General features: G+C 53.6%; 26 protein-coding genes. 12 read left to right on the top strand and 14 right to left on the bottom strand.

Annotated elements, in window-relative coordinates; all coding sequences use genetic code 11:
• Positions 1-86: 86 nt before the first annotated feature.
• Positions 87-1,115 carry a sensor domain-containing diguanylate cyclase gene (locus AAIG26_RS10680; protein ID WP_343179748.1) on the bottom strand — a complete coding sequence of 343 codons (1,029 nt, stop codon included), beginning with the start codon at positions 1,113-1,115 and terminating at the stop codon, positions 87-89.
• A gap of 318 nt (positions 1,116-1,433) precedes the next feature.
• Between AAIG26_RS10680 and AAIG26_RS10675 the strand changes: the two genes are divergently transcribed.
• Together AAIG26_RS10675 and AAIG26_RS10670 are read left to right on the top strand one after the other, a co-directional pair.
• Positions 1,434-1,667 carry a DUF333 domain-containing protein gene (locus AAIG26_RS10675; RefSeq protein WP_020454050.1) on the top strand — a complete coding sequence of 78 codons (234 nt, stop codon included), beginning with the start codon at positions 1,434-1,436 and terminating at the stop codon, positions 1,665-1,667.
• A 92-nt stretch (positions 1,668-1,759) separates the two neighbouring features.
• A complete protein-coding gene (locus AAIG26_RS10670; protein ID WP_020454049.1) occupies positions 1,760-2,065 on the top strand; it encodes a hypothetical protein in 306 nt (101 codons plus the stop codon).
• On the opposite strand, the gene AAIG26_RS10665 is transcribed toward AAIG26_RS10670, so the two are convergent.
• Positions 2,062-2,409, bottom strand: a complete 348-nt coding sequence (locus AAIG26_RS10665) for a DUF488 domain-containing protein (RefSeq protein ID WP_020454048.1) — start codon at positions 2,407-2,409, stop codon at positions 2,062-2,064. The genes AAIG26_RS10670 and AAIG26_RS10665 overlap by 4 nt on opposite strands.
• Entirely contained in the window at positions 2,406-2,909 is a 504-nt protein-coding gene (locus AAIG26_RS10660) for a DUF523 domain-containing protein (RefSeq protein ID WP_343179747.1), read from the bottom strand. The genes AAIG26_RS10665 and AAIG26_RS10660 overlap by 4 nt, the downstream gene beginning before the upstream one ends.
• A 154-nt stretch (positions 2,910-3,063) precedes the next feature.
• Between AAIG26_RS10660 and AAIG26_RS10655 the strand changes: the two genes are divergently transcribed.
• A complete protein-coding gene (locus AAIG26_RS10655) occupies positions 3,064-3,771 on the top strand; it encodes a CTP synthase (protein ID WP_343179746.1) in 708 nt (235 codons plus the stop codon).
• Positions 3,772-3,848: 77 nt separating this feature from the next.
• Here AAIG26_RS10655 and AAIG26_RS10650 read toward each other — a convergent pair whose 3' ends face one another.
• The gene (locus AAIG26_RS10650; RefSeq protein WP_269230821.1) at positions 3,849-5,030 is read right to left on the bottom strand and encodes a CynX/NimT family MFS transporter; all 1,182 of its coding nucleotides are present in this window, start codon (positions 5,028-5,030) and stop codon (positions 3,849-3,851) included.
• 99 nt (positions 5,031-5,129) lie between these two features.
• Between AAIG26_RS10650 and AAIG26_RS10645 the strand changes: the two genes are divergently transcribed.
• The 5 genes from AAIG26_RS10645 (at position 5,130) to AAIG26_RS10625 (ending at position 9,207) form a co-directional block, all read left to right on the top strand.
• Positions 5,130-5,915: a helix-turn-helix transcriptional regulator gene (locus tag AAIG26_RS10645; RefSeq protein ID WP_343179745.1), complete on the top strand. Its 786-nt coding sequence runs from the start codon at positions 5,130-5,132 to the stop codon at positions 5,913-5,915.
• Between the two features lie 203 nt (positions 5,916-6,118).
• A complete protein-coding gene (locus tag AAIG26_RS10640) occupies positions 6,119-6,943 on the top strand; it encodes an ABC transporter substrate-binding protein (RefSeq protein ID WP_045511604.1) in 825 nt (274 codons plus the stop codon).
• A gap of 2 nt (positions 6,944-6,945) precedes the next feature.
• Complete coding sequence (locus tag AAIG26_RS10635; RefSeq protein WP_160270613.1) at positions 6,946-7,767, top strand: amino acid ABC transporter ATP-binding protein; 822 nt, start codon at positions 6,946-6,948, stop codon at positions 7,765-7,767.
• Complete coding sequence (locus AAIG26_RS10630) at positions 7,767-8,525, top strand: amino acid ABC transporter permease (protein WP_343179744.1); 759 nt, start codon at positions 7,767-7,769, stop codon at positions 8,523-8,525. The genes AAIG26_RS10635 and AAIG26_RS10630 overlap by 1 nt, the downstream gene beginning before the upstream one ends.
• On the top strand, positions 8,515-9,207 hold the full coding sequence (locus AAIG26_RS10625; RefSeq protein ID WP_160270608.1) for an ABC transporter permease subunit: 693 nt from the start codon (positions 8,515-8,517) through the stop codon (positions 9,205-9,207). The genes AAIG26_RS10630 and AAIG26_RS10625 overlap by 11 nt, the downstream gene beginning before the upstream one ends.
• Here the strand turns inward: AAIG26_RS10625 and AAIG26_RS10620 are convergent.
• The 8 genes from AAIG26_RS10620 to AAIG26_RS10585 all read right to left on the bottom strand — a co-directional run bounded on the left by AAIG26_RS10620 (position 9,190) and on the right by AAIG26_RS10585 (position 18,671).
• Entirely contained in the window at positions 9,190-9,636 is a 447-nt protein-coding gene (locus AAIG26_RS10620; RefSeq protein WP_020454039.1) for a DUF441 domain-containing protein, read from the bottom strand. The two genes, AAIG26_RS10625 and AAIG26_RS10620, sit on opposite strands and share 18 nt — an antisense overlap.
• A 314-nt stretch (positions 9,637-9,950) precedes the next feature.
• Positions 9,951-10,448, bottom strand: a complete 498-nt coding sequence (locus AAIG26_RS10615; RefSeq protein WP_020454037.1) for a YbaK/prolyl-tRNA synthetase associated domain-containing protein — start codon at positions 10,446-10,448, stop codon at positions 9,951-9,953.
• 398 nt (positions 10,449-10,846) lie between these two features.
• The gene (locus AAIG26_RS10610) at positions 10,847-12,127 is read right to left on the bottom strand and encodes a YeaH/YhbH family protein (protein WP_020454036.1); all 1,281 of its coding nucleotides are present in this window, start codon (positions 12,125-12,127) and stop codon (positions 10,847-10,849) included.
• Between the two features lie 65 nt (positions 12,128-12,192).
• Positions 12,193-14,127: a protein kinase YeaG gene (gene yeaG / locus AAIG26_RS10605; protein WP_020454035.1), complete on the bottom strand. Its 1,935-nt coding sequence runs from the start codon at positions 14,125-14,127 to the stop codon at positions 12,193-12,195.
• 491 nt (positions 14,128-14,618) lie between these two features.
• Positions 14,619-14,840, bottom strand: a complete 222-nt coding sequence (locus AAIG26_RS10600; protein ID WP_020454034.1) for an acyl carrier protein — start codon at positions 14,838-14,840, stop codon at positions 14,619-14,621.
• Between the two features lie 16 nt (positions 14,841-14,856).
• Complete coding sequence (locus AAIG26_RS10595; protein ID WP_343179741.1) at positions 14,857-16,290, bottom strand: AMP-binding protein; 1,434 nt, start codon at positions 16,288-16,290, stop codon at positions 14,857-14,859.
• The gene (locus AAIG26_RS10590; protein ID WP_343180317.1) at positions 16,287-17,405 is read right to left on the bottom strand and encodes an MBOAT family O-acyltransferase; all 1,119 of its coding nucleotides are present in this window, start codon (positions 17,403-17,405) and stop codon (positions 16,287-16,289) included. Before AAIG26_RS10590 ends, AAIG26_RS10595 begins: the two co-directional genes overlap by 4 nt.
• 126 nt (positions 17,406-17,531) lie before the next feature.
• The gene (locus tag AAIG26_RS10585; protein ID WP_160270604.1) at positions 17,532-18,671 is read right to left on the bottom strand and encodes a D-alanyl-lipoteichoic acid biosynthesis protein DltD; all 1,140 of its coding nucleotides are present in this window, start codon (positions 18,669-18,671) and stop codon (positions 17,532-17,534) included.
• Between the two features lie 340 nt (positions 18,672-19,011).
• On the opposite strand from AAIG26_RS10585, the gene AAIG26_RS10580 reads away from it, so the two are divergent.
• Positions 19,012-19,758 (top strand): MipA/OmpV family protein, encoded by a 747-nt coding sequence (locus AAIG26_RS10580; protein WP_343179740.1) that lies wholly within the window; start codon positions 19,012-19,014, stop codon positions 19,756-19,758.
• 89 nt (positions 19,759-19,847) lie between these two features.
• A complete protein-coding gene (locus AAIG26_RS10575; protein WP_343179739.1) occupies positions 19,848-20,705 on the top strand; it encodes an aldo/keto reductase in 858 nt (285 codons plus the stop codon).
• A 42-nt stretch (positions 20,706-20,747) separates the two neighbouring features.
• On the opposite strand, the gene AAIG26_RS10570 is transcribed toward AAIG26_RS10575, so the two are convergent.
• Positions 20,748-21,632: a D-hexose-6-phosphate mutarotase gene (locus AAIG26_RS10570; protein ID WP_343179738.1), complete on the bottom strand. Its 885-nt coding sequence runs from the start codon at positions 21,630-21,632 to the stop codon at positions 20,748-20,750.
• 75 nt (positions 21,633-21,707) lie between these two features.
• A complete protein-coding gene (gene gapA, locus AAIG26_RS10565; RefSeq protein ID WP_020454027.1) occupies positions 21,708-22,703 on the bottom strand; it encodes a glyceraldehyde-3-phosphate dehydrogenase in 996 nt (331 codons plus the stop codon).
• Positions 22,704-23,046: 343 nt separating this feature from the next.
• Between gapA and msrB the strand changes: the two genes are divergently transcribed.
• Together msrB and AAIG26_RS10555 are read left to right on the top strand one after the other, a co-directional pair.
• Positions 23,047-23,460: a peptide-methionine (R)-S-oxide reductase MsrB gene (msrB, locus tag AAIG26_RS10560; protein ID WP_020454026.1), complete on the top strand. Its 414-nt coding sequence runs from the start codon at positions 23,047-23,049 to the stop codon at positions 23,458-23,460.
• A 38-nt stretch (positions 23,461-23,498) separates the two neighbouring features.
• On the top strand, positions 23,499-23,774 hold the full coding sequence (locus tag AAIG26_RS10555; protein ID WP_020454025.1) for a YeaC family protein: 276 nt from the start codon (positions 23,499-23,501) through the stop codon (positions 23,772-23,774).
• Positions 23,775-23,790: the final 16 nt, after the last annotated feature.

Here is a 23,790-nt window from a genome sequence, read left to right as displayed (position 1 = left end):
TGCTGGCGATAATCGCCAGAAATCAATTGTATAAGAAATAGAAGAAAATGAGATTTTTCTCAAGCCTGTATATCACAGAGATATGCTTAATCGAGACGAATAAAAGGTTTTTTTTCTTTATGCTTCTTCACGTGATACATCGCTTCATCTGCCGCTTGTAACGCACCCTCGGCATCGGTCAATTTTGGGTTGATTTCGATGACGCCCACGCTGGCGCCCGGGTAGAAAATTCGTTTTTCCCCGAGCTGATATTCGCCGGTAATGCGTTTGTCGAGGCTCTTTTTCAGCGACGTTAAATGGATACCTTCCGCCTGCTTCAGCGGCCCGCCCAGGCAGGCGAGTAAAAACTCATCACCGCCAAGACGCCCGACGATATCGTCTTTACCGCGATCTGTCGCCAGCCGTTTACCCACTTCAATAAGAAACTGATCGCCAGCTTCATGTCCCAACTGGTCATTGATGCCTTTGAAATTATCGAGATCGATAAAAGCGATAATCACGTGCATTTCCAGATGGCGGGCGAGGGAAAATAGCGCTGCGAGATTTTCGAAGATAGCGCGCCGGTTGGGTAGCCCGGTCAGCGCATCGGTATAGGAGTAGGCGATCAGCGCCGCGTTAGCTTCGCGCAACTGATCAACGAGACTCTCTTTTTCAATGAATTGCGCAATCAGTCTGGCAAACAGTCGCAGGACCTGTTTACCACGCATGCTCAGTGATTTTCTGGCATGGCTGGCAGCGCATAACGTGCCATAAAGCGAACCGTCGGCCAGATGAACCGGGGTACTTAAATAGGTGGTGATGCCCAGCGCCTGCGCCGCTTCGCAATCTTTCCAGCGGTTGGCTACGTCATTGCTGAACGGGCAGCCATCATCCAGTGCGCGTTTGCACAGGCTATCGCCCCACGGCAGGGAGAACCCTTCCGGGATATCAAGCTGTTTACTGTTGCGGGAATAGACAATGTGCTGCAGGCGGGGGTTGTCACTAATTTTCGTTAAGTACGTCGATTCCATATCTGTCACCATTTCCAGCATTTCCAGAAACTGGCGAACTAACCCTTCAAGCGAGTGTTCTTTTGACAGCGTTTCAGAGACACGGGCGAGGATGAAATCGGACATGACTTTTTTACTCCTGTGCCCTGGTGATATGGACATTAAAGCTAAAGATTTTATGGCGCGTCATTAAATCATGAAAAAAACATGATTTACATATCGTAGCGGGGTGGCATTAAAAAGTTGCAGGCGAGAACGAAAAAAAGCCCCGTTGATGAAGCGGGGCAAAAACTCATTGATTACGGAATGATGTTCTCTGGTCATGGGTGAGAACGAGGCTAACTATACCCGCTGAAAGTGCAGTAAGAATGGAGAAATCATGGAGATATCGCTGTTGCATGGCTATGCTGGAAAGCGGTTTACAGGCGATTTAAGGAAAAAAAGATGCGTTATTGGTTACTGGCGTTACCTGTTGTTCTCGCGGCGTGTTCTGCCACACAGCCTGAATCTCCCCGCCCCCCACAAATCGGTATGGCTAACCCGGCGGCGGTTTATTGCCAGCAGCGGGGCGGCGAGCGCGTGCCGGTGCAAAGCCCACAAGGCGTACGCACCGAGTGCAAATTGCCGGGCGGCGAAGTGATCGATGAATGGGCGCTGTGGCGGCGCGATCACCCGTAATCGCACCACGTGACAATCGCCGGGTCGCCAGGGTACACTTCTCTCTCAGAATTATCCTATTTTCAGCTGGCGCGGGAGCGCATGAGAGAAGCATGTTCCAGTTACGTCCGGGCAGCCCGGCTTTAATTATCGGTGCCCAAACCGCCAATGGCCGCAGCAATATTGGCAAATCCGTTGAGCTTTTTGGGCTGTGTCAGCCCGGCGAGCGTTTTCTTAATCCGGTGAACGGCGTGGTAACAGAAATGCCACGTAATGCCGCGCGTGCGCTGTGGCTGGTGACCGGCGATGTGACCGCTTTTGATGGTCAGCATGGCTTCGCGTTTGTGCGCGCCGAACATCTGATGCCGCTGCAGCCGGACAGCGAACCTCAGGATGTGCGCGAGCGCGTTATCGGTTAAGCCAGCGAGCGCAGCCACTGAGCCAGCACCAGCGCGTGGTTCTGCTCACTGTTTTTTGCCGCGTATAACAGCGTGACGGTACCTTTTTTCCCGCGTGCCGCCAGCGTTTTTCCTGCCTCTTCCTGCGCGGCAAGTTCCTGACGGTAGCTTTCACTGAACGCGGCGAAATCAATGGCTTCGCCGTGAAACGCTTTGCGCAGTTCTGTTGATGGTGCCAGCGTTTTATTCCATTCATCGCAGGCCAAATCCGTTTTCCTGATGCCGCGCGGCCAGAGCCTGTCGACTAACACCCGATAGCCGTCGTCATCGGCGGCGGGATCATATACCCGTTTGCACTGGATCATTGTGACCTCTCCATCTCTTCAATCCACGCCACCAGCGCCGGTAATTCCCGATCGGAAAAGACGCGAATGCCGTGTTCTTCCAGTAGCGCGGCCGCTACGCCCATACCTTGCCGACGCGTGCCGCTAAAGGTTCCATTATAGATAAACTGGCTGCCGCAGGTGGGGCTGCCATCGGTGAGCAGGGCTGCGCGACATCCCGCGTTCTGCGCAGCCTGCAGCGCCAGCCAGGCTGCTAACTGATAGTGTGCGGTAACGTCCCGCCCATCGTTTTCGACAATCCGCGCCTGTTCACGCATCACGTCTGCGCCGTGGCCGGCGATAATTTCCGCCGGTCTTCGCGGCACGGGTAAACCGGCGGCCAGTTCCGGACAGTGGATCACCAGACGATCTTCCTGCTGCCAGCGTCGTAGCGCCTCATGTAGCGCCGCTTTAGCACTGCCGTTGTAACGCACGTTGAAACCCATCAGGCACGCGCTGACAAGAATTTTAGTTTGGTGCATCTCATTTGCCCTAATGCCTTGCCGGAAAACTATTTTTTCATAATTTTGCATGATATATGCCTGCTGATTTTAAGTTGTTGTGATTACATTAAAAGACAGCTAATGTGATATTCCTTATGTTATTCGTTATCCGCTCCGGCATAAGGACACATTCATGCATCACATTCCTCCGAAAAAAACATTACGCATCGCATTGGTCGGCGATTACAGCCACGATGTTGTTGCACATCAGGCGATCCCACTGGCGATTGATGATGCCGCTGCCGTGCTGGAAATCACCGCGGATTACGACTGGTTACCCACCAGCGAAATCAACAGCGATGAAGATCTGGTTGGCTATGACGCCATCTGGGTTGTGCCGGGAAGCCCCTATAAAAACGCCAATGGCGCCTTTATCGCCATTAAATACGCACGTGAAAACGCGGTGCCGTTCCTCGGGACGTGCGGCGGCTTCCAGCATGCGGTCATTGAATATGCCCGCAATGTGCTCGGCTGGGCAGATGCGGCGCACGCCGAAACGGAAAACGTCGGCCGGATGGTGATCACGCCGCTGACCTGTGCGCTGGTGGACCAAAACGGTGCTATCGAACTGCGACCTAACACGTTAATTGCCCGCGCTTACGGCCGTGAACTTATTGAAGAAGCCTACCGGTGCAGCTTTGGCGTAGCAGAAGAGTTTGCCCGCGAGCTGGAAAGCGGCGATCTGCGGGTTACCGGTTGGGATGAAGACGGAGAGATCCGTGCTGTGGAGCTGATGACGCACCCGTTTTTTGTTGCCACCTTGTTCCAGCATGAACGCGCGGCGCTCGCCGGGCGTCCGGTACCGCTGGTTCAGGCGATGCTGCGCGCGGCATGTGAATAAAAAAACAGGCCTGCGGGCCTGTTTTTTTTCTACCTCTGAACCCCCTCCGGAAGCGGTGGTGAGTGACTGGCACGTCTTTACGCCATTTCGCGATCGCGCCCGGCGAATGCCCCGCAAACCGCCATAACCACCGATAACACGGCACAGGCCAGCAGCGGAAGATGCCAGTCGCCGCTGGCATCATGAATTTTCCCCATCAGCGGCGGCCCGCAAGCCGCCAGCAGATAACCGACCGATTGCGCCATACCGGAAAGCGCGGCAGCCTGGTGAGCGGAGCTGGCACGCAGACCGATAAACGTTAACCCGAGGATCATCGTCGCGCCGGAGCCGAAGCCAAAAACAAGGGTCCAGAGCGTGGCATGTTCCGGTACCAGCCACAATCCCAGTGAACCGACAGCACACAGCAGCGCGACCACGACAGCGATACCGCGCTGATCTTTCAACCGGTGCAGCACCAGCGGCACCAGCAGCCCCGGCATTGCTGTCGCCAGTTGCAGAATGCCATGTACTGATCCCGCCTGCGCTTCACTGAAGCCGTGCGCTATCAGAATCGACGGCAGCCAGCCAATGACGATGTAATAGATTAATGAGTTGATCCCTAAAAACAGCGTGACCTGCCAGGCAAGCCAGGAGCGCCAGATCCTGCGACTATGCAGCGCGCCGGCGTTACTGAGTGCCGCAGGTGCGCCGTGGCGCAGTCGGGGGAGCCACAGCAACAGCGCCAGTAACGGAAAGATCATCAGCATCAATAATGCGCCATGCCAGCCTGCACCGTATTGCGCCAGCGGCACAACGACCGACGAGCCGAGCGCCGCCGCTGCGCCCATGGTGAGTGAGTAAGCGCCTGTCAGTTTCGCCACATGTTGGGCGAAGTCGCGTTTTATTATCCCCGGCAGCAGCACGTTGCCGAGCGCGATCCCGCAGCCGATGATCGCTGTACCCGTAAACAGCAGCAGTGCTGAGGGCAGGGAACGAAGGGCGATACCAAGGCAAATCAGCACCATCGCCGCGAACAGGCTGCGTTCCATGCCGAAACGGCGCGCCACACCGGCCGCCAGCGGCGATATCAAGGCAAAAGCCAGCAGTGGCAGGGTGGTGAGCATTCCGGTTTGCGCGGTGGTTAACCCATATTCCGCACGAATCGCATCCAGCAGCGGCGCTGCGCCAGTAAAGGTGACGCGCAGCGTGGTGGCAATCATCAGGATCCCGGCAATCAGCAGCACGCTTTGCTTACCGCGGGAGGGGAGGCTGTTAGTCATTGTCTTCTCTGAAAAAATAACAGGCCGCTACGATAACGTTTTTTTCTCCGGTTTGAATCAAGCTAGAATGACACTTTATCGCTAAAGTCGGACAAATTAATGCACGGACTTGGGCTCGGCGGCTACGATCCGGATAGCCAGCAGGAAATGGCGGTGGCATTCAGCATCACCGTTGAAGAGAGTGAACAATTGATCCCGGCGCATCACCATCGCAAAGGGCAACTCATTCTGGCGTTGAAAGGCGCGATTACCTGCGAGGTCGAACATGCCCGCTGGATGGTGCCGCCGCATCATGCGATGTGGCTTCCCGGGCAGGTGCTGCACAGTAACCGCGCCACGGCGAATGCGCAGCTCTGTTTCCTGTTTATTGAACCCTGGTCGGTGGTGATGCCGGATCACTGCTGTACGCTCAAAGTTTCAGCACTGGTACGCGAATTGATCCTCACATTAGCCACGCGCCCGCCTGCCCAGCGGCGGCAACCCGCCACCCAGCGGCTGGTGCAGGTGCTGTTTGATGAACTGCCGGCACAGCCGCAAATGCGCTTACAGCTTCCGGTTTCCGTACACCCGAAGATCCGCCAGATGGTCGACAGCATGGAAAGCAACCCGGCAGACAGGCAGACACTGGCGCAGTGGGCGCAGGTGTTTGCCATGAGCGAGCGCAATCTGGCGCGGCTGGTTGTCAGGGAAACGGGGTTAAGCTTTCGTCGCTGGCGGCACCAGATGCAGCTGATCCTCGCGCTACGGTTATTAATTGACGGACATCCGGTGCAGCATATTGCACAGGCGCTCGGGTATGACTCGACGACCGCGTTTATCACCATGTTTAAAAAGGGGCTTGGGCAGACGCCGGGGCGTTACCTGGCGGCGCTCGGCGAAGCGTGACATTTTCTGCTCTCTATTCCGTTGTTTTTATGTGGATTTGGCATGTTTGTTCTGCCAGGACGGGCAAGATAAGCAGTAAGTATGGGAGGTTTGTTTTTAATAACTTTTACGGATAATCAATGCACTTTTTGATATTTGTCTGATGAATAAGGTTGTGTGACCTTAGCGCTGCGTTAACACAATAACAGGGCATAAGGATTAGCATGGCAACCTCATCACATACGAAAAAAACAGGCGCAATCAGCGCCCTGGCGCTGCTTTCAGCGCTCTCTTTTTCCGCGCACGCGGACAAACTGGCGGATATCAAAGCCGCAGGCGTCGTCAAAGTGGCAACCTTTGATGCCAACCCACCGTTCGGCGCTATCGATGCGAAATCCCATGACATCGTGGGTTATGACGTCGATTTTGCCAAAGCGCTGGCAAAAAGCCTCGGCGTAAAACTGCAACTGGTGGCGACGAACCCGGCGAACCGCATTCCGCTTCTGCAATCCGGCAAAGTGGATTTGATCGTTGCGGATATCACCATCACCCCGGAACGCGCGCAGGTGATCGACTTCTCCACGCCGTATTTTGTCACCGGTCAGCAATTCCTCGTACCGGCTACTGCGGCCGATAAGCTGGACGCCTACAGCAAAGCGCGCATTGGCGCGGTTAAAGGCACCACTGGCGAGCAGACGCTGCACCAGCGTTTCCCGCAATCTCGCGTGCTGGCTTATGACGATATCCCGCTGGCGCTGACCGCGTTGCGTAACGGCAACGTGCAGGCCATCACTCAGGACAGCACCATTCTGGCCGGTTTGCTGGCGGAAGCGCCGGATAAAGCGAAATTCAAAATCCTGCCGGACTTGTTGTCCAAAGAGGAGATCGGTGTCGGTGTGAGTAAAGGTGAAACCGCATTGCTTAACGCGGTGAATACTGAACTGGTCAACCTTGAGAAAAACGGCGAAGCGGCAAAAATCTACGATACCTGGTTTGGTCCGCAAACCAAAACGCCCGCTCCACGCAGCTTTACCATAGAAGCGAAGTAACTATGCTGGCAGGTCTGTTTTCTACCTCTGTGGCGGATGCCACAGAGGTGTTGCCCGTGGCGAAAGGCACGGTGGAGTTTCGCCAGGCGAGCAAACGCTACGGCGACAACGTGGTATTAAAGTCGATTGATTTACAGGTTGCCGCCGGCGAGGTGTTGGCGGTGTGCGGGCCTTCGGGTTCCGGTAAATCAACGCTTATCCGTTTGATTAACCAACTCGAAACCCTGAGCGGCGGGGAGATCTATGTTGACGGTCAGCCGACCAGCCAACTGAAAGGGCGCCAGCTTCGCGAGTTGCGCCGCCATGTCGGTTTCGTTTTTCAGCAGTTTAATCTTTATGCCCACCTCAACGCGCTGGATAACATTACGCTGGCGTTACGCCGTATTCACGGCAAAACCGCCGCCGAGGCGCAGGCCATCGCGCTGGCGCTACTGGCGCGCGTTGGTTTGCAGGATAAAGCGCATCACTATCCGGCGCAGCTTTCCGGCGGGCAACAGCAACGCGTGGCAATCGCCCGCACGCTGGCCGCCGATCCGCATATCATTCTGTTTGATGAGCCAACCTCGGCGCTTGATCCGGAGATGATCGGCGAAGTGTTGCAGGTGATGAAATCGCTGGCGCACAGCGGCATTACGCTGATTGTGGTGACCCATGAGATGCAGTTTGCCCGTGAAATCGCCGATCGCGTGATCTTTATCGACGGGGGCGAAATCCTTGAGCAGGCAGCACCGGCGCAATTCTTTTCTGCCCCGCAGCACCCGCGCGCGCAGCGCTTTTTACAGAAAGTGCTCAACCCGCTGCACGCGGATAGCAAGGAGTTGTAATGGCGCTGCATCTCGACTGGGCGGGCGTGCTGACCGGGCAGCCCGCACAATGGATCATTTCCGGTTTTCTTACCACCATCTGGGTTACCGTAGCGGGAACCGTACTGGCGACGGTATTAACGATACTGCTGCTGGCGCTGCGTCTGGCCGGTGGCAAGGTCGGGCGAGGCGCGGTGGCGGCGTGGGTATCGCTGTTTCGCAATACGCCGCTTCTGGTGCAGCTATTGTTCTGGTATTTCGCCGCCTGGAATGTGTTGCCGCAGAGTTTCCGCCAGTACGTTAACGACGATCACGCGTTCAGCATTTTGCCGGGCGATGTCTGGTGGTTGACGCCAGAGTTTCTCTCGTCGGCCTGGGCGCTGGGGCTGTTTACCGCGGCCTTTCTGGTTGAAGAGATCCAGGCGGGTTTGCACGCGGTGCCGCGTGGACAGGTTGAAGCCGCGCAATCGCAGGGGTTTAGCCCGCTGGCGTTGTTCCGCTGGGTGCTGCTGCCGCAGGGACTACAAAATTCCTGGCAGCCGGTAGTGGGGCAGTATCTGAATCTGATGAAGCTCTCTTCGCTGGCGACCGGTATCGGGCTGGGGGAATTAACCTACCAGACCCGGCAGATCGAGAGTTTTAACGCCCACGCGCTGGAAGCGTTTGCCATCGGCAGCGCGCTCTATTTGCTGCTGGGGCTGGTGATGAGCGTGTTGTTCAACCTGCCACGTAACTGGCGGGCGCTGCGCCGTGCAGCGGAGGTGCAACATGATCGCTAACATCACCGTGATCACCGATAACCTCGATTACTTACTGTGGGGGCGAGCGGCGCAGGGCGAGCCGGGCGGGGTACTGTTATCGCTGCTGATGACCGTCGGCGCGGCGATTCTGGCCTTTCCCGGTGGTGTGCTGCTGGCGTGTTGCGCATGGCGGTTTCGCGGCTGGCCACGCAAAGTGCTCTTTCTCTGGGCGGAGCTGATTCGCGGCATTCCGCTGATCTTCGTGATCTTCTGGCTGTGGTTTTTACTGCCATGGTTAACCGGCGCCGATCTCCCCGGTGCGGTGACCGTGACGCTGGCGCTGGCGTGGTTTACCTCGGCGGCGGTGATGTATTCGACCCTTGCCGCGCTTGGAGCGCTGCCGAAAGGGCAGTACGAAGCCGCGCTCAGTAGCGGGTTTGGCAGTGCGCAAATCCTGTGGCTGGTGCTGTTGCCGCAGGCATTACGCAACGCGTTGCCGTCGTATATCGGTTTGCTTATCGCGCTGCTGAAAGACACCTCGCTGGCGTTTATTGTCAACGTACCGGAACTGACGACAGTCGCAGGCCAGGTGAATAACCGGGTGCAGGTCTATCCTGCCGCGCTGTTTGTCTTTACCGGCCTGGTCTATTACCTGCTGTGCAGCGCGCTGGAGTTTACGGTCAAACAGTGGCAGCGGCGTCACTCACTGCCGGCCAATTAGCAGCGAAACCAACCCGGCAGCAATCAGTGGCCCGACCGGAACGCCCCGGAACAGGGCCACACCCAACACGGTGCCGACCAGTAATCCCGCCACCAGCGACGGTTGTGAACTCATCAACGTTACGCCGCGTCCACCCAGCCACGAGACAAAAACACCAACCGCAATCGCCACCAGCGATTTCCAGTTCACAAACGAGTGCAGCAGCGTCGAGGGCGGCAATGAGCCGCTGGCGATCGGCGCCATCACGCCAATGGTGAGGATAATAATGCCAACGGTCAGCCCCTGCTTTTCAATCCACGGAAAGAAGGTGTTGAGCGGGGTAATGCGCACAATGATCAACACCAGAATAGAGACCGCAACGGTGGTGTTATGGCTGACAAAACCCAGCGCCGCGAGCGCCAGCAGAATAAACAGCGTGGTATCAAACATCAGAAATTCCTTGCCAACAAAGAAACCTGTTTACTCTACGCATAAACCGGTGATGAAACAGGCTTTTTTCGTGCAGGCAGATAATTTCAGGCAGTTGCCAGAAGCGAAGGGCGGTTTTTAATCAAAAGTCAGCTGAATTGTCATCAACGATTCATAATTCAGAGATATGAATTAGGCACCGACAGGCCTTTGCGAGTTACCATCATGCCTTCAGATGTGTTGATTATCACCGCCCTGTTCTTCACGCTGGCCGCCGGGCTGGTGATTTCCGTCTTGATTCTGGAAAGGAGCGGCTGGTAAGCCGCACAAGCGCGTTATTCGCGGCGAAAATCCACCAGTTCCGGCCTGGCGATGCGCAGGTAGTCGCCGGTATTCATGATTACCGATTTCTCCAGTAACCCGGCGTTAAACGCGATGTCATCAAAGCGCTGAAACAGTACCGGGTCGGCGACCAGATGCAGATCCGGGTGAAAGCTGAACGGGGGAATGGCGCCAAATACGCACGCCGTTAACGCATCCACTTCCGCCGGGCTTGCCAGCGAGGCTTTACTGCCACCAAAGTGCTGCGCTAAGCGGGAAAGGTCGGCCTGTAAGTCGGCGGCCAGGATCGCCAGCACATGCTTTTTCACCCCGTTACCTTTGATCTTACACAGCAGCGCTTTTGCGCCCTGGCCCAGCGCGGTACCGCGAATTTCACTGACGGCCTCGCATTTGCCGACGGCCTCGTGTTCAACAACGCGAAAGCGCGCGTCGTGCTGTTCAAGCAGGTTTATCAAATGCTGGTGGATGTTACGGCTGGCAATTTCAGACATATTCACTCCCGATGAAGACGTTGAAGATTAAGAATAATTCACGCACCGGGAGATGAAAATAAAAAAGCCGCCCTAAAGAGGCGGCGAAAAAATACAAGCACTACAAACAACGCTTTTTGTGTGTACTGTTAGTTTCTTTTCAAACGGCAGCCATATGCTACCAGGCTCAAGGCGTTCACAGGATGAACTGAGCGCAACAGCACCGACGTAAACGTTATCCACGCCCGCCGTGCCACAAATGTTTCGATGGGATTACTGTGCCACATTTACGCGCAGGCAAGAGGGTAAATAGCCGCTATTTTGTACGGCAATTCAGCCATTAGCCCGGCGAAATGCGGTTTTTTTACGCAGATGCGCAATAAAGAGAGGCAGCCGGAAAGGGTTCCGGCTGCGGAAGGTTAGCTGGTGGATGTCGTTTGTTTATGGAAAAGTTCGCGGAATACCGGGTAGATATCCTCCTGATCGCGAATATGCTGGATGGCGAAATTATCGAACATCGTTTGCAGGTGTTCATATTCGCGCCATAACGTCTGGTGCGCCCGGCGGGTGATCTCGATATAGCTGTAGTAACGCACCACCGGCAGGATCTTCTTCGCCAGGATTTCGTGACACAGCGGTGAGTCGTCCGCCCAGTTATCGCCGTCCGACGCCTGCGCGGCGTAAATATTCCATTGCGCCGGGTCGTAACGCTCTTTAACCACTTCATCCATCAGTTTCAGCGCGCTGGAAACAATGGTGCCGCCTGTTTCCTGCGAGTAGAAGAACTCATGTTCATCCACCTCTTTCGCCTGCGTATGATGGCGGATATAGACCACTTCGACGTTTTTATAGGTTCGGCTCAGGAACAGATAGAGCAGAATGTAAAAACGCTTGGCCATATCTTTGGTCGCTTGATCCATCGAACCGGAAACGTCCATCAGGCAGAACATCACCGCCTGGCTGGAAGGTTCAGGCCGTTTTTCGTAGTTTTTGTAGCGTAAATCAAAGGTGTCGATAAACGGTACGCGCTCAATTTTTGCCCGCAGTTCGGCAATCTCTTTACGCAGACGCTCCTCTTCAAGTAATTGTGCAGGTTCGCTTTTTGCCACCGTCTCGAGGCTGCTTTCCAGTTCGCGCAGCTCACGACGTTTTCCTGCCGTCATGGCGGTGCGGCGCGCCAGCGAGTTTTGCAACGAACGCACAACGCTGATATTCGCCGGTACGCCATTGGCGGTGTAGCCCGCGCGGTGCGTTTTGAACTCATTAAGCTGCCGTTGCTGGTTCTTTTTCAGGTTCGGCAGCGCCAGATCCTCAAACAGCAAATCGAGATACTCATCTTTGGAGATCTGGAAAACAAACTCATCCTGGCCTTCGCCGTCAGGGCTGGCTTCGCCCTGGCCGCCGCCGCCACCACCACCGCCGCCTTGGGGGCGCTCGATGCGGTCATTTTGCACAAAATGATCGTTTCCCGGATGTACGCGGTGGCGCAGGCCGCCGCGCCCCTGATGGAACATCGGTTCGCTGATATCTTCCGTCGGGATGGAGACGGATTCGCCATTCTCCACGTCGGTTACCGAACGCTTGTTGATCGCTTCGGAGATCGACTGCTTTATTTGCGCTTTATAACGGCGTAAAAATCGCTGGCGGTTAACCGTGCTTTTATTTTTACCGTTCAAACGCCGGTCAATGAACCAGGTCATAGTTCCCTCCCGCTGCGTATGCCAACGTTGCAACTGGCCGCGCACAGGGCGCGGCCAGCGCGTTGTTATGATGATTTACGTACACGCAGATACCATTCGCACAACAGGCGAACCTGTTTGCGGGTGTAGCCTTTCTCCATCATACGGTCGACAAAATCGTCGTGCTTTTTCTGCTCGTCGGTAGAGGTTTTGGCATTGAACGAAATCACCGGCAACAGCTCTTCGGTGTTCGAGAACATTTTCTTCTCGATAACCGTGCGCAGTTTTTCGTAGCTGGTCCAGTTCGGGTTGCGTCCGTTGTTGTTAGCGCGGGCGCGCAGCACGAAGTTAACGATCTCATTACGGAAATCTTTCGGGTTGCTGATCCCGGCCGGTTTTTCAATTTTTTCCAGTTCCGCGTTCAGGGATTCACGGTCAAACAACTGGCCGGTATCCGGGTCGCGGTACTCCTGATCCTGGATCCAGAAATCCGCATAGGTGACATAACGATCGAAGATGTTCTGTCCATATTCGGAATAGGATTCGAGGTAAGCGGTCTGGATCTCTTTGCCGATAAACTCGGCGTATTTCGGGATCAGATAGCCTTTCAGGAATTCCAGGTAACGTTCAGCCAGCTCCTGCGGGAACTGCTCACGTTCAATTTGTTGTTCCAGTACGTAGAACAGGTGCACCGGGTTGGCTGCCACTTCGACGTGGTCAAAGTTGAACACACGTGAGAGGATCTTAAAGGCAAAACGTGTCGACAGACCGTTCATCCCTTCATCAACACCGGCGTAATCGCGGTATTCCTGATAGGACTTCGCTTTCGGATCGGTATCTTTCAGGCTTTCACCGTCGTAGACACGCATTTTCGAGTAGATGCTGGAGTTTTCCGGTTCTTTCAGACGCGAAAGAATCGAGAAACGGGCCAGCGTTTCGAGCGTTCCCGGTGCGCACGGCGCATGGGAGAGCTCACTGTGGTTGAGCAGTTTTTCGTAAATTTTCATCTCTTCCGAGATGCGCAAGCAATAAGGCACTTTGACGATGTAAACACGGTCAAGGAACGCCTCGTTGTTTTTGTTGTTACGGAACTGCACCCATTCGGATTCGTTCGAGTGGGCGAGGATGATGCCGTTAAACGGCAGGGCGGAGATGCCTTCCGTACCGTTGTAGTTGCCCTCCTGCGTGGCGGTCAGCAGTGGGTGCAGCACCTTGATCGGCGCTTTAAACATTTCGACGAACTCCATGATGCCCTGGTTCGCCCGGCACAGCGCGCCGGAGTAGCCATAGGCGTCTGGATCGTTTTGCGCGTGGTTTTCCAGTTTGCGGATATCCACTTTACCGACCAGCGCCGAAATGTCCTGGTTGTTCTCATCGCCCGGTTCTGTTTTGGCAATCGCAATCTGTTCCAGAATCGACGGCCAGACTTTTACCACGCGGAATTTGCTGATATCTCCGCCAAACTCGTGCAGGCGTTTGGCGGCCCACGGCGACATGATCGTGCCGAGATAACGGCGCGGGACGCTGTACTCTTTTTCCAGGATCTGTGCGTCTTCCTGCGGGTTAAACAGGCACAACGGGTGGTCGTTAACCGGGCTGCGCTCGCCATTGGCGCTCAGCACGTAAATTGGCACCCGCTGCATTAAGGATTTCAGGCGTTCGGCCAGGGACGATTTACCCCCGCCCACCGGGCCGAGCAGATAGAGGATCTGTTTCTTCTCTTCCAGACCCTGCGCAGCGTGTTTAAGGTACGAGACAATTTGCTCAATCGCCTCTTCCATTCCATAAAATTCCTCGAACGCGGGGTAGCGTCCGATAACCCGGTTCGAAAAGAGACGGGAAAGCCGTGGCTCCTGGGCAGTGTCTACCATCACAGGTTCCCCTATGGCCATCAGCAGCCTTTCAGCAGCATTCGCATAGGCGCTGCGATCTTGCTTACAGATGGCAAGAAACTCCTGCAGAGTGAACTCTTCGTCCTTGGCAGCTTCATAACGCTGGCGATAGTGATCGAATATATTCATGGCATGCCGTCCTTTCGTAATCTGTGGGAACAGTACAGCTATCAGTTTTTCCACTTTTAGCGTCGCAAACCAACGGGATAAAAATTATGCTCCGTCCTATTTGTTATGAGCGTGTATCCAGCTTTGATCAAGTTATCGCTGAAGAAGATTCTGATGGCAGAGGCCCTTTTTTTGCTCTCTATTTGGATTAAATATCTATTGAGTTGGATTTATACAGATTTTTTATATTTGATATCGAGATTCTGCATTGGAAAATGCCAACATTTTACATCAGGCGAATGTTGGTAAATTTTTACAGGATGTGCGGGATCGCAAGTATAGAAAAAGTGACGCCGTCATGGTCACTTCGCCGAAGCGGAAAGATTATCGACAACAGAAGTACGCGAGCTGTGTTAAAGGATGATGACAGGCAGGATTAACAGGGCGGTTGTCGCCAGCAAAACAAAAGACGCGGTGCCAGGCGGCAATGCCCGGCACCGTAAAATGACATGTTAGCTGCGGTGCTCTTCAATGTATTGCGCGAGATCCGCTGGGGTTTTCAGCACGCTGGCGACTTCTGTTGGTGGGATCATGCAGCCGTAAACGTCCTGCACTTCCAGCACCATATCGACGGCGAGGATGGAGTCGAGAATATCGGACTCAATCAGCTCATCGTGAAAGCCCACTTTGCGGGATAAAATCTTTTCAAACAGCGCGAGAATTTCTTGTTCCATGATTTTTCCTGTGTATTCAGTTGCTGCGGGCATGGGTGTCCAGCAGTTTGCGGTCGATTTTGCCGTTAGGGTTCAGCGGCAAAGCCTCCTGGATGATGATTTGCGACGGCACCATGTATGGCGGTACCACCTGTGAAAGCGAGTGTTTAATCGCGTCCGGCGCCAGATTTGTTACGCAGAATGCCGCGATACGCAGCACGCCGCCGCCCGCTTTCATTAGCGGTAATACCACCGCTTCACGAATGCCGGACATCGCCAGCAGGCGGTTTTCAATCTCGTTAATTTCGATGCGATAACCGTTGAGCTTGATCTGGCTGTCGTTGCGGCCCTGGCAGTAAATAAGCCCATCTTCGTAGCCCAGATCACCGGTCTTGTAGCCGCGCCAGGCTTCGCCCTCACGGTGCAGCAGTTTCGCCGCGTTCTCCTGCGGCAGGCCGAGATAACCGCGCATCACGTTTTTGCCCCAAATAACCAGCTCACCGTCGGCGGTAATCTCCATTCTGCTCTCCGGCATCATGGTGCCGACCGGCAGCAGATCGTTTTCGCTGGCGAGGATGTCGTCCGTGATTTCGACAACGGTAGTGGCGATAGTCGCTTCGGTCGGGCCGTAGGAGTTGAGGATTTTGGCCTGCGGGAAGCGGCGGCGAAGCTGTTTGACCAGCGCTTTGTTTAGCACTTCGCCGATAAACACAAACACGCCGAGCGCGGGCAAATAATCACTGTTGAATTGCGGCGAGAGCAGTTTCTGGTAAGCGAAAGAGGGGGTGGATACCCAGACTGAGACCGCGTTACTTTTCAGGCGCTCAAGCCAGTTTTCTGCCGCGATATCCTCTTTGGCATTCAGCACAATATGGCCGCCGGTTGCCAGGTTTGCCAGCAATGGGATCAGTGACAGGTCAAAGCTGAACACCGCGTGATTCATCAGTACCGGTACTTCCGGCAAGGCAAAATCCTGACGCACCCACTGCATAAAGTGCCACACGCTTTCACGGCCGATCTGCACGCCTTTCGGTTTACCCGTGCTGCCGGAGGTGAACATGATATAGGCGAGATCCGGCTCTGCCAGCGGCTGGGCGATTTCACCGGTCGGCACAAACTGCCGGGTCGCTACGTCGTAGTAGTACGGCGCGCTGGCGAGATGGCAAATCTCTTTCAGCCGTTCCTGCGGGTAGATGCAATCTACCGGAATGTAAGGAATGTTATGCAGCAGGCAGCTATAGATAGCGACGGCGAATTCCGCCTGCTGGTGGCCGTACAACACCACTGGCGTCGCCGGCGAAGGCTGACAGCGCTGATAGCCTTCGGCCCAGTCTGTCACCGCGCCAGAGAGCTGTTGCCAGTTAAGTGCTTCATCGCTGCCGCTTATCGCTAACTGATGCGGGCGGGCGGGATCGAGTAATGCCGCACGCAGGAAATCCTGCAGCGCCTGGAGGTCAGAGTGTAGGTTCATAGAGGTGACATTCCGCTAAAAATGTAAAGAGATGCCGCAGCGCTTGCCAGCGTTAACAGGCGTCCCAAAAAGAGGATCGAGGGAAATTGCAGCCAGCGGTTCAGCACCGGGCTACGTTTGGCTGACCACAGCAGCATGTTGTGCGCCACAGAAATGGCGCCAAACAGCGCGCCGCTAATCACATAGTGCCGTTCGAGCCCGTTCCATGCCCCCATACAAAACAGCGTGCAGAAAATACCAATATTCTGCGCCAGTGTTTTGTTCTGACGGAAAAAGTCGAGCTTCATTAAATTCATATAAATCGGCATAAACACCACATCGCGCAGCCACTCTGAAAGGCTGATGTGGAAACGACGCCAGAAATCCTGCGGGTTTTTCGCCAGAATCGGCATATTAAAGTTTGCCGGAACGTTGAGGCCAAACAGACGAGCGGCACCGATGGCCATATTGCTGTAACCGGCGAAATCAAAATAGAGGTAAGCGCTGTAGGCGAGCGACATCACGACGCCGACACTTAATGTAAACGGGCGGTGGCTCCAGTCCTGGATCACCAGGTTATCGATCAGCATGGCGAATAAAAATTTCTGCACGATGCCGGTGAAAATTTGCTCTGCGGCTATGAGAAATTGCTCACGCGTGAGCGTAAACACCGGTTTATTAATATCCGTTATCCACGTCCGCCAGCGGTACATTGGGCCGGCCAGAATAATAAACGGCATAAACAGGTAACAGAAGTAGTGCAAAACATTGTTGCCGTCTTTTTTATTGCGATAGAGCAAAACATCGATGGCGCGAAAGGTCATAAAAGATAAGCCAATCATGCCCCAATGGTTATTCAGGTGTAATTTCACCGCTAACAAAGGCACTAACGTCAAACTTACCGCCTGCCAGGTTTTTAACCAGCCTTTCTCTTTTAAGGTGACGAGAATATAAAAGCTGATAAAAACCGCGACGGGAACGATATAGTCGCCCTGAAATATATATCCCCAGCCAAAGGCCGCCAGCACGGAAAAAGCGCATAAGTAAGTTAACCGATAGCGCAGCACGCGGTTAACCAGCGCAAATAACAACGCCGAGGAAAAGAGAAAAAAGAAAAAGGTTCCGGAGCTGTACATCATTCATTCCTCAGAACTTTTGATATTCAAAGTGCACTTTTAAATTCATGCTTTCATCAACAGAGGACCACGCGATAACGGTGACCGCCAGTAAGAGATAAAGGAAAAACAGGCGAATAGCGTATTTCATCGTTTAAAACTCTCAATAATAAAGCGGTCCATCGGTACCCATGCCAGATCGGTGGGATGCAGGCGATCCCAGTTCCAGCCGTCCTGATACGGCATGGAGTACATATCAAAATAGGGGATCTGGTTTTCTTTCAGGATGGCGGTGGTTTGCGTTACTGCAGGCTGCACCAGCTCAGGGTTTTGCACCGCACGACGGTTTATCGCATCGATAATGACTACCACCTGAACGTGGCGCTCTTTCAGCAACTTAATCATGGCGCGAAACGCTTTCAACTGTTCCGGCTCAACGGGCGAATCGTCCCATACTTCTGGTTTTTCGCCGGGTTGATAAACCGTTTTGTCCATCCACAAGGTGTCTGCGCTTTCCTGGCGCGCCTCGTTCAGTTCGCGGGCGTGGGCCAGTTCATGTTCCCAGTTCGGCGTGATATCAACAGCGGGTTGTACAGGCCAGGGGCGTGCGGGTGACGCTTCAACGTCCAGCAACGCCAGCCAGTCGTTTTTAATCAGTGTGCAGAAATTAGCAAATTCGTAACTGACTTCTTGCCAGATATTATCCAGATCCCAGCCAGCAATTTTCATTTGTTCAAAGGTTAAATGGCTGGTCTCTTTTTTATTGATATGGCGTAAGTAGTTGACCAGGAATGGTCGTGTTTGTTCATCCTGCATTAAAGGATTAAAAACCGGTGCCGGAAAATTATTCGCGAAAATAGCCGGAGGTACGCCGGTTGAATAAAAACTATCGGGCGCGAGCAGTAAAACGACTTTACTGTTTGCGTTAAGGTCATTCTTAAAGCGAGACAGCAGAAGAAAATGGGTGACGCTATCATCAAAACTGTCGCCAAATGCAACAACATTACGGTGTAAATCATTATTAAGGTAATTATATACAGCGTAAGGTTCATCTTCTGAGGTGGCGACTTCCGATGCGCCGATGAAAAAAATCGCATTACCCTGCAGGGCATGAGAAATAGTGGCTATTTTTTCCGCCTGTTCTTTTGCCGTACCGTCCATTGCTTTAATCAGCGGCTGGAATTTAAGCGGCGGATCAAAACGGGTCAACAGCGGATGAACGCAGAGGAACAGGATGGCGAGAAACGCCATCAGGAAATGTAGGCAGAAAGTATTTTTGATTTTCATTATAAAATTAAAACTACTTGATATTCATTTGTTTAAAATATGTTGTTTTTTTACATTACAGAGGAATTGATCTCTGTTTCCGCGACACTATATACCAGCCTTATGACAGATGATGAGCACTGCCGTGTAACGGTATGTACAGCGCGTCATTTATCACCAGAAATGGCCGAACAGGTTTAATGAACAGAGGGGGAAGTGTTTTATTGCCCCCGATGATGGCGGGCTTTTCGCCTATCGAATTTGCGTTTTTTTGTAATGTTTAGGTAAAAAAATTTGGGTAGGCTGGCGCGGGCGGTTAAACTTCTTGCGCCAATTATTTGACTACAGGAAAGAAAGGACTGTGACCAAAATCAAACTCGTGGCACTGGGCGTGCTGACCGCGTCCTGCGCTTTTGCAGCAAATGCAGAAAATACCTTTTCACTGGGCGCTGGCGTAGGCGTCGTTGAATCCCCGTATAAACAGTATGATAAACGTGTCCTGCCGGTTCCTGTTATCACCTATGAAAGTGATAATTTCTGGTTTCGCGGCTTAGGCGGCGGTTATTACCTGTGGAATGACCAGGTGGATAAACTCTCCATCACCGCGTTTTACTTCCCATGGGAGTTCAAACCAAAAGACAGTGATAATAACCAGTTGCGTCAGTTGGATCGCCGTAAAGCGACGATGATGGCGGGGCTTTCATACATTCACAATACCGAGTACGGTTTCCTGCGCACCACACTGGCGGGCGATGTGCTGGATAACAGCAACGGTGTTCTGTGGGACATCGGCTGGTTGTACAACTACAACAATGGTGCGCTGAGCGTCACGCCGGGCGTCGGTGTTGAGTGGGCCAGCGATAACCTGAACCAATACTACTACGGTGTGTCGCGCGATGAAGCGCGTCGCAGCGGGCTGAAAAGCTACGATCCGGATAATGGCTGGAGTCCCTATCTGGAGCTAACGGTCAGCTACCGTCTGACGGACAGCTGGACCGTGTACGGCACGGGCCGTTACACCCATCTGTCGGATGAGATCAAAGACAGCCCGATGGTGGATAAATCCTGGGGCGGTCTGTTGTCTACCGGGGTGACGTACCGCTTCTGATTGTGCAGTTGAATAGTGCGATCTGTGCAATAAAACAGGGCCATTGGCCCTGTTTTGCTTTACGGTGCAACGTTTAGCAGGAGGAGAATATGGCAGACAAAAAAGTGTTTTTTGCAGGACAGGTTTCGCAACCCGCCATTGGCCAGGGCACATGGTACATGGGGGAAAACACGCGACTGCGTCATAAAGAAGTGGATGCGCTGCGCGCGGGTGTCGATCTGGGATTAACGTTGATTGATACGGCGGAAATGTACGCTGACGGCGGAGCGGAAGAAGTGGTCGGCGAAGCCTTACAGGGCGGTTTGCGTGACAAGGTGTTCCTGGTTTCCAAAGTTTATCCATGGAATGCGGGCGGCAAGAAAGCCATCGCGGCTTGCGAAGCCAGCCTGCGTCGCCTGAAAACAGAGGTTCTCGATCTCTATCTGCTGCACTGGCGTGGTAACTACTCCCTCGCTGAAACCGTCGAGGTGATGGAAACGCTGATCGCGCAGGGCAAAATACGCCGCTGGGGCGTTTCAAATCTGGATCACAGTGATATGCAGGAGCTGATGGGCGTGCGCGGCGGGGACGCCTGTGCGACAAATCAGGTGCTGTATCATCTTGGTTCACGCGGCATTGAATATGATCTGCTGCCGTGGTGCCAGCAACGGGCAATGCCAGTGATGGCCTATTGTCCGCTGGCTCAGGCTGGCCGCCTGCGCGATGGTTTGCTGGAAAACAGCACGGTGCGCGAGATTGCCGCGGCTCATGGGGTGAGTGCTGCGCAAATTTTACTGGCATGGGTGATTAGCCACCGGGGCGTGATTGCCATTCCCAAGGCGTCCAGCGTGGTGCATGTGCAGGAAAATGCGGCGGCATTGAATATCACGTTAAGCAGCGACGAGTTAATACGGCTGGACAACGCGTTCCCGGCACCAGGCCGTAAAACGCCACTCGACGTGGTGTGACAGGAGTAATAACCCTCTCCTGTCGGGAGAGGGTCGGCAGGATCAGCGTTTAACGACGCGGATAGTCTGCGCCAGGCGGGACGGCTTCTCTTCAGTGGTTTTCTGCGGCACGGTCGCGTTAACCGATTCCACACAGACAAACGTTTTGTAACCGTCATCCGGCATGTCAGTCATGCTGACGGAGAGTGCCGGGCCGGGGTTCCACGCCACGACATTAGCGTTATGGCTGTGGATGACTTCAATGGTGCGGTTAAGCGCGCTGTCGTGGATCAGGCTGCAGGCTTCCGCATTCAGATAGACGCGGTCGGTGCGATCCGGGAACGTCTGTATACCATCGGCCAGTACATCTTCTTTCGCATCGTTGACTTTGTCGATAAAGCGATCGCCAAGACCACTCACTTTTACGGCTGCGATATCACCGACATTGAAATAGGTGTGCAGCGCCGAGGTGGTTTCAAACTCACCATGAGCTTCCAGCTCCATTTCGCAGGTCGCGCCCAGTTTATAGCGGGCATACACCGTAAAGTCGTGTGGCCAGAATTTGCGCGATGCATCGCTGCTCTGCAGTTCAAAGGTCAGCACAACGCCGCTGGCGTCTTCGTTATGCGCCTTCAGCACCCATGGCAGATTGCGCGCAAAACCATGCGCTGGCAGGCCTTGCTGTTTTGCCGGGCCGAACCACGGCCAGCAGACCGGCACGCCGCCGCGCAGTGCGACGCCATTTTTAAACGGCGTGTTGCCGCTCAGCCACAGGACTTCTTCTTCGCCCTGCGGTTTCCATGAGAGCAGATGTGCGCCCTGTAAGGCGAATGAACCTTTAACCTGCGGATGGTCAACGACGATAACGTCCAGCTCGTCCATTTTGCGCAGGGTGAGAGTAGAGGTAATTTGTTCGACTACCGGAAGTGCAAAAATTTTATTAATCATTAACGCAATCCTCTGTCTTCAAAACAAAAAAAGAGCGACCGAAGTCGCTCTTTCAGATCATGTTCTCATCTCAACTTATTTGGAGATGTGAGCGATCAGATCCAGAACTTTGTTGGAGTAACCAGTTTCGTTGTCGTACCAGGAAACCAGTTTCACGAAGTTGTCGTTCAGTGCGATACCAGCTTTAGCATCGAACACGGAAGTGCAAACTTCACCGTTGAAATCGGTAGAAACCACGTCGTCTTCGGTGTAACCCAGAACGCCTTTCATCGGGCCTTCAGAAGCGGCTTTGATGGCTTTCTTGATTTCTTCGTAGGACGCAGCTTTTTCCAGACGAACGGTCAGGTCAACAACAGATACGTTCGGAGTCGGAACGCGGAACGCCATACCAGTCAGTTTGCCGTTCAGTTCCGGCAGTACTTTACCTACAGCTTTAGCAGCACCGGTAGAGGACGGGATGATGTTCTGGGATGCGCCGCGGCCGCCGCGCCAGTCTTTGTGAGACGGGCCATCAACGGTTTTCTGAGTGGCGGTGGTCGCGTGAACAGTAGTCATCAGACCTTCGATGATGCCGAAGTTGTCGTTGATAACTTTTGCCAGCGGAGCCAGGCAGTTAGTGGTGCAGGAAGCGTTGGAAACGATGTCCTGGCCAGCATATTTGTCGAAGTTAGCGCCACGTACGAACATCGGGGTGTTGTCTTTGGACGGGCCTGTCAGAACAACTTTTTTCGCGCCAGCGGTGATGTGTTTACGAGCGGTTTCGTCGGTCAGGAAGATACCGGTAGCTTCAGCAACAACGTCAACGCCGATTTCGTTCCATTTCAGGTTAGCCGGGTCTTTCTCAGCAGTAACACGGATGGTTTTGCCGTTAACAACCAGGTGGCCGTCTTTCACTTCTACGGTACCGTTGAAACGACCGTGAGTGGAGTCATACTTCAGCATGTACGCCATGTAATCAGCGTCCAACAGATCGTTGATACCAACGATTTCGATGTCAGAACGTTCCTGAGCAGCACGGAAAACAATGCGACCGATACGGCCAAAACCGTTGATACCTACTTTGATAGTCATATATTCCACCAGCTATTTGTTAGTGAATAAAAGGTTGGCTGTAAAATTACAAAAACCTTACGCAGCGTCAAGCGGAATCGTGTCAATCATTGCGACAAATCAATCCTCCGCATAACCTTTGTTCGACTGACTCGCCTCACTCTTCCTTTGAGCATGCTCCCCATATAGGGGCGCCGCCCGGAATTTTAAAGGTCAGACAGGATAAAAATGTGAGATTAATCACAATTCACCGGCTGCTTTACCGCAACAAATAAGTTTAGAACAAAAGTTAACGCCGCAGTGTTAATGTTTTGTTAGAATCAGGGTGAAAAGTTGTCGAGTTTTTACCGTGAGGCGTGAGCAAATGGCGCATAATTCTTCTGAAGACGACCTGAAAAAAACACTGACTGAAATGCAGTTTTACGTGACGCAGAACCATGGCACCGAGCCGCCGTTCACCGGGCGTTTTCTGCATAACAAACGCGACGGGGTTTATCACTGTCTGGTGTGCGACGCCGCGCTGTTCAATTCGCAAACCAAGTATGATTCTGGTTGCGGCTGGCCAAGTTTCTTTGAGCCGGTGAGCGAAGATGCTATTCGCTATATCAACGATTATTCGCATGGCATGCAACGCGTGGAAATCCGCTGTGGAAAATGTGATGCGCATCTGGGGCACGTCTTTCCGGATGGTCCGCAACCGACCGGCGAACGCTATTGCGTCAACTCTGCTTCCCTGAGTTTTACGGATGACGAAAATGGCGAACGATCTCAGGGTTGAAAAAACGATTCAGCAATTATTCCACGGAGTTTTCAAAGATGAATCTTGATCAAATCGTTAACAGCATGACGCCGGAGATCTACCAGCGCCTGGTAACGGCCGTTGAGTTAGGTAAATGGCCAGATGGCGTTGCGCTGACAGCAGAGCAAAAAGAGAACAGTCTGCAACTGGTGATGCTGTGGCAGGCGCGCAATAACACGCAGGCGCAGCACATGACCATTGATACCAACGGCCAGATGGTGATGAAAAGTAAGCAGCAATTAAAAGAGGATTTTGGCATTTCGCCAAAGCCGATCGCGACGTTTAAATCGTAAGTCGCCATGCCGGAGG

The organism is Kosakonia sp. PSU_27, assembly GCF_039409795.1.
Classification (GTDB): Bacteria; Pseudomonadota; Gammaproteobacteria; order Enterobacterales; family Enterobacteriaceae; genus Kosakonia.
The sequence above is the reverse complement of the archived record's forward strand: the minus strand, read 5'-3'. Positions and strand labels throughout refer to the sequence as shown.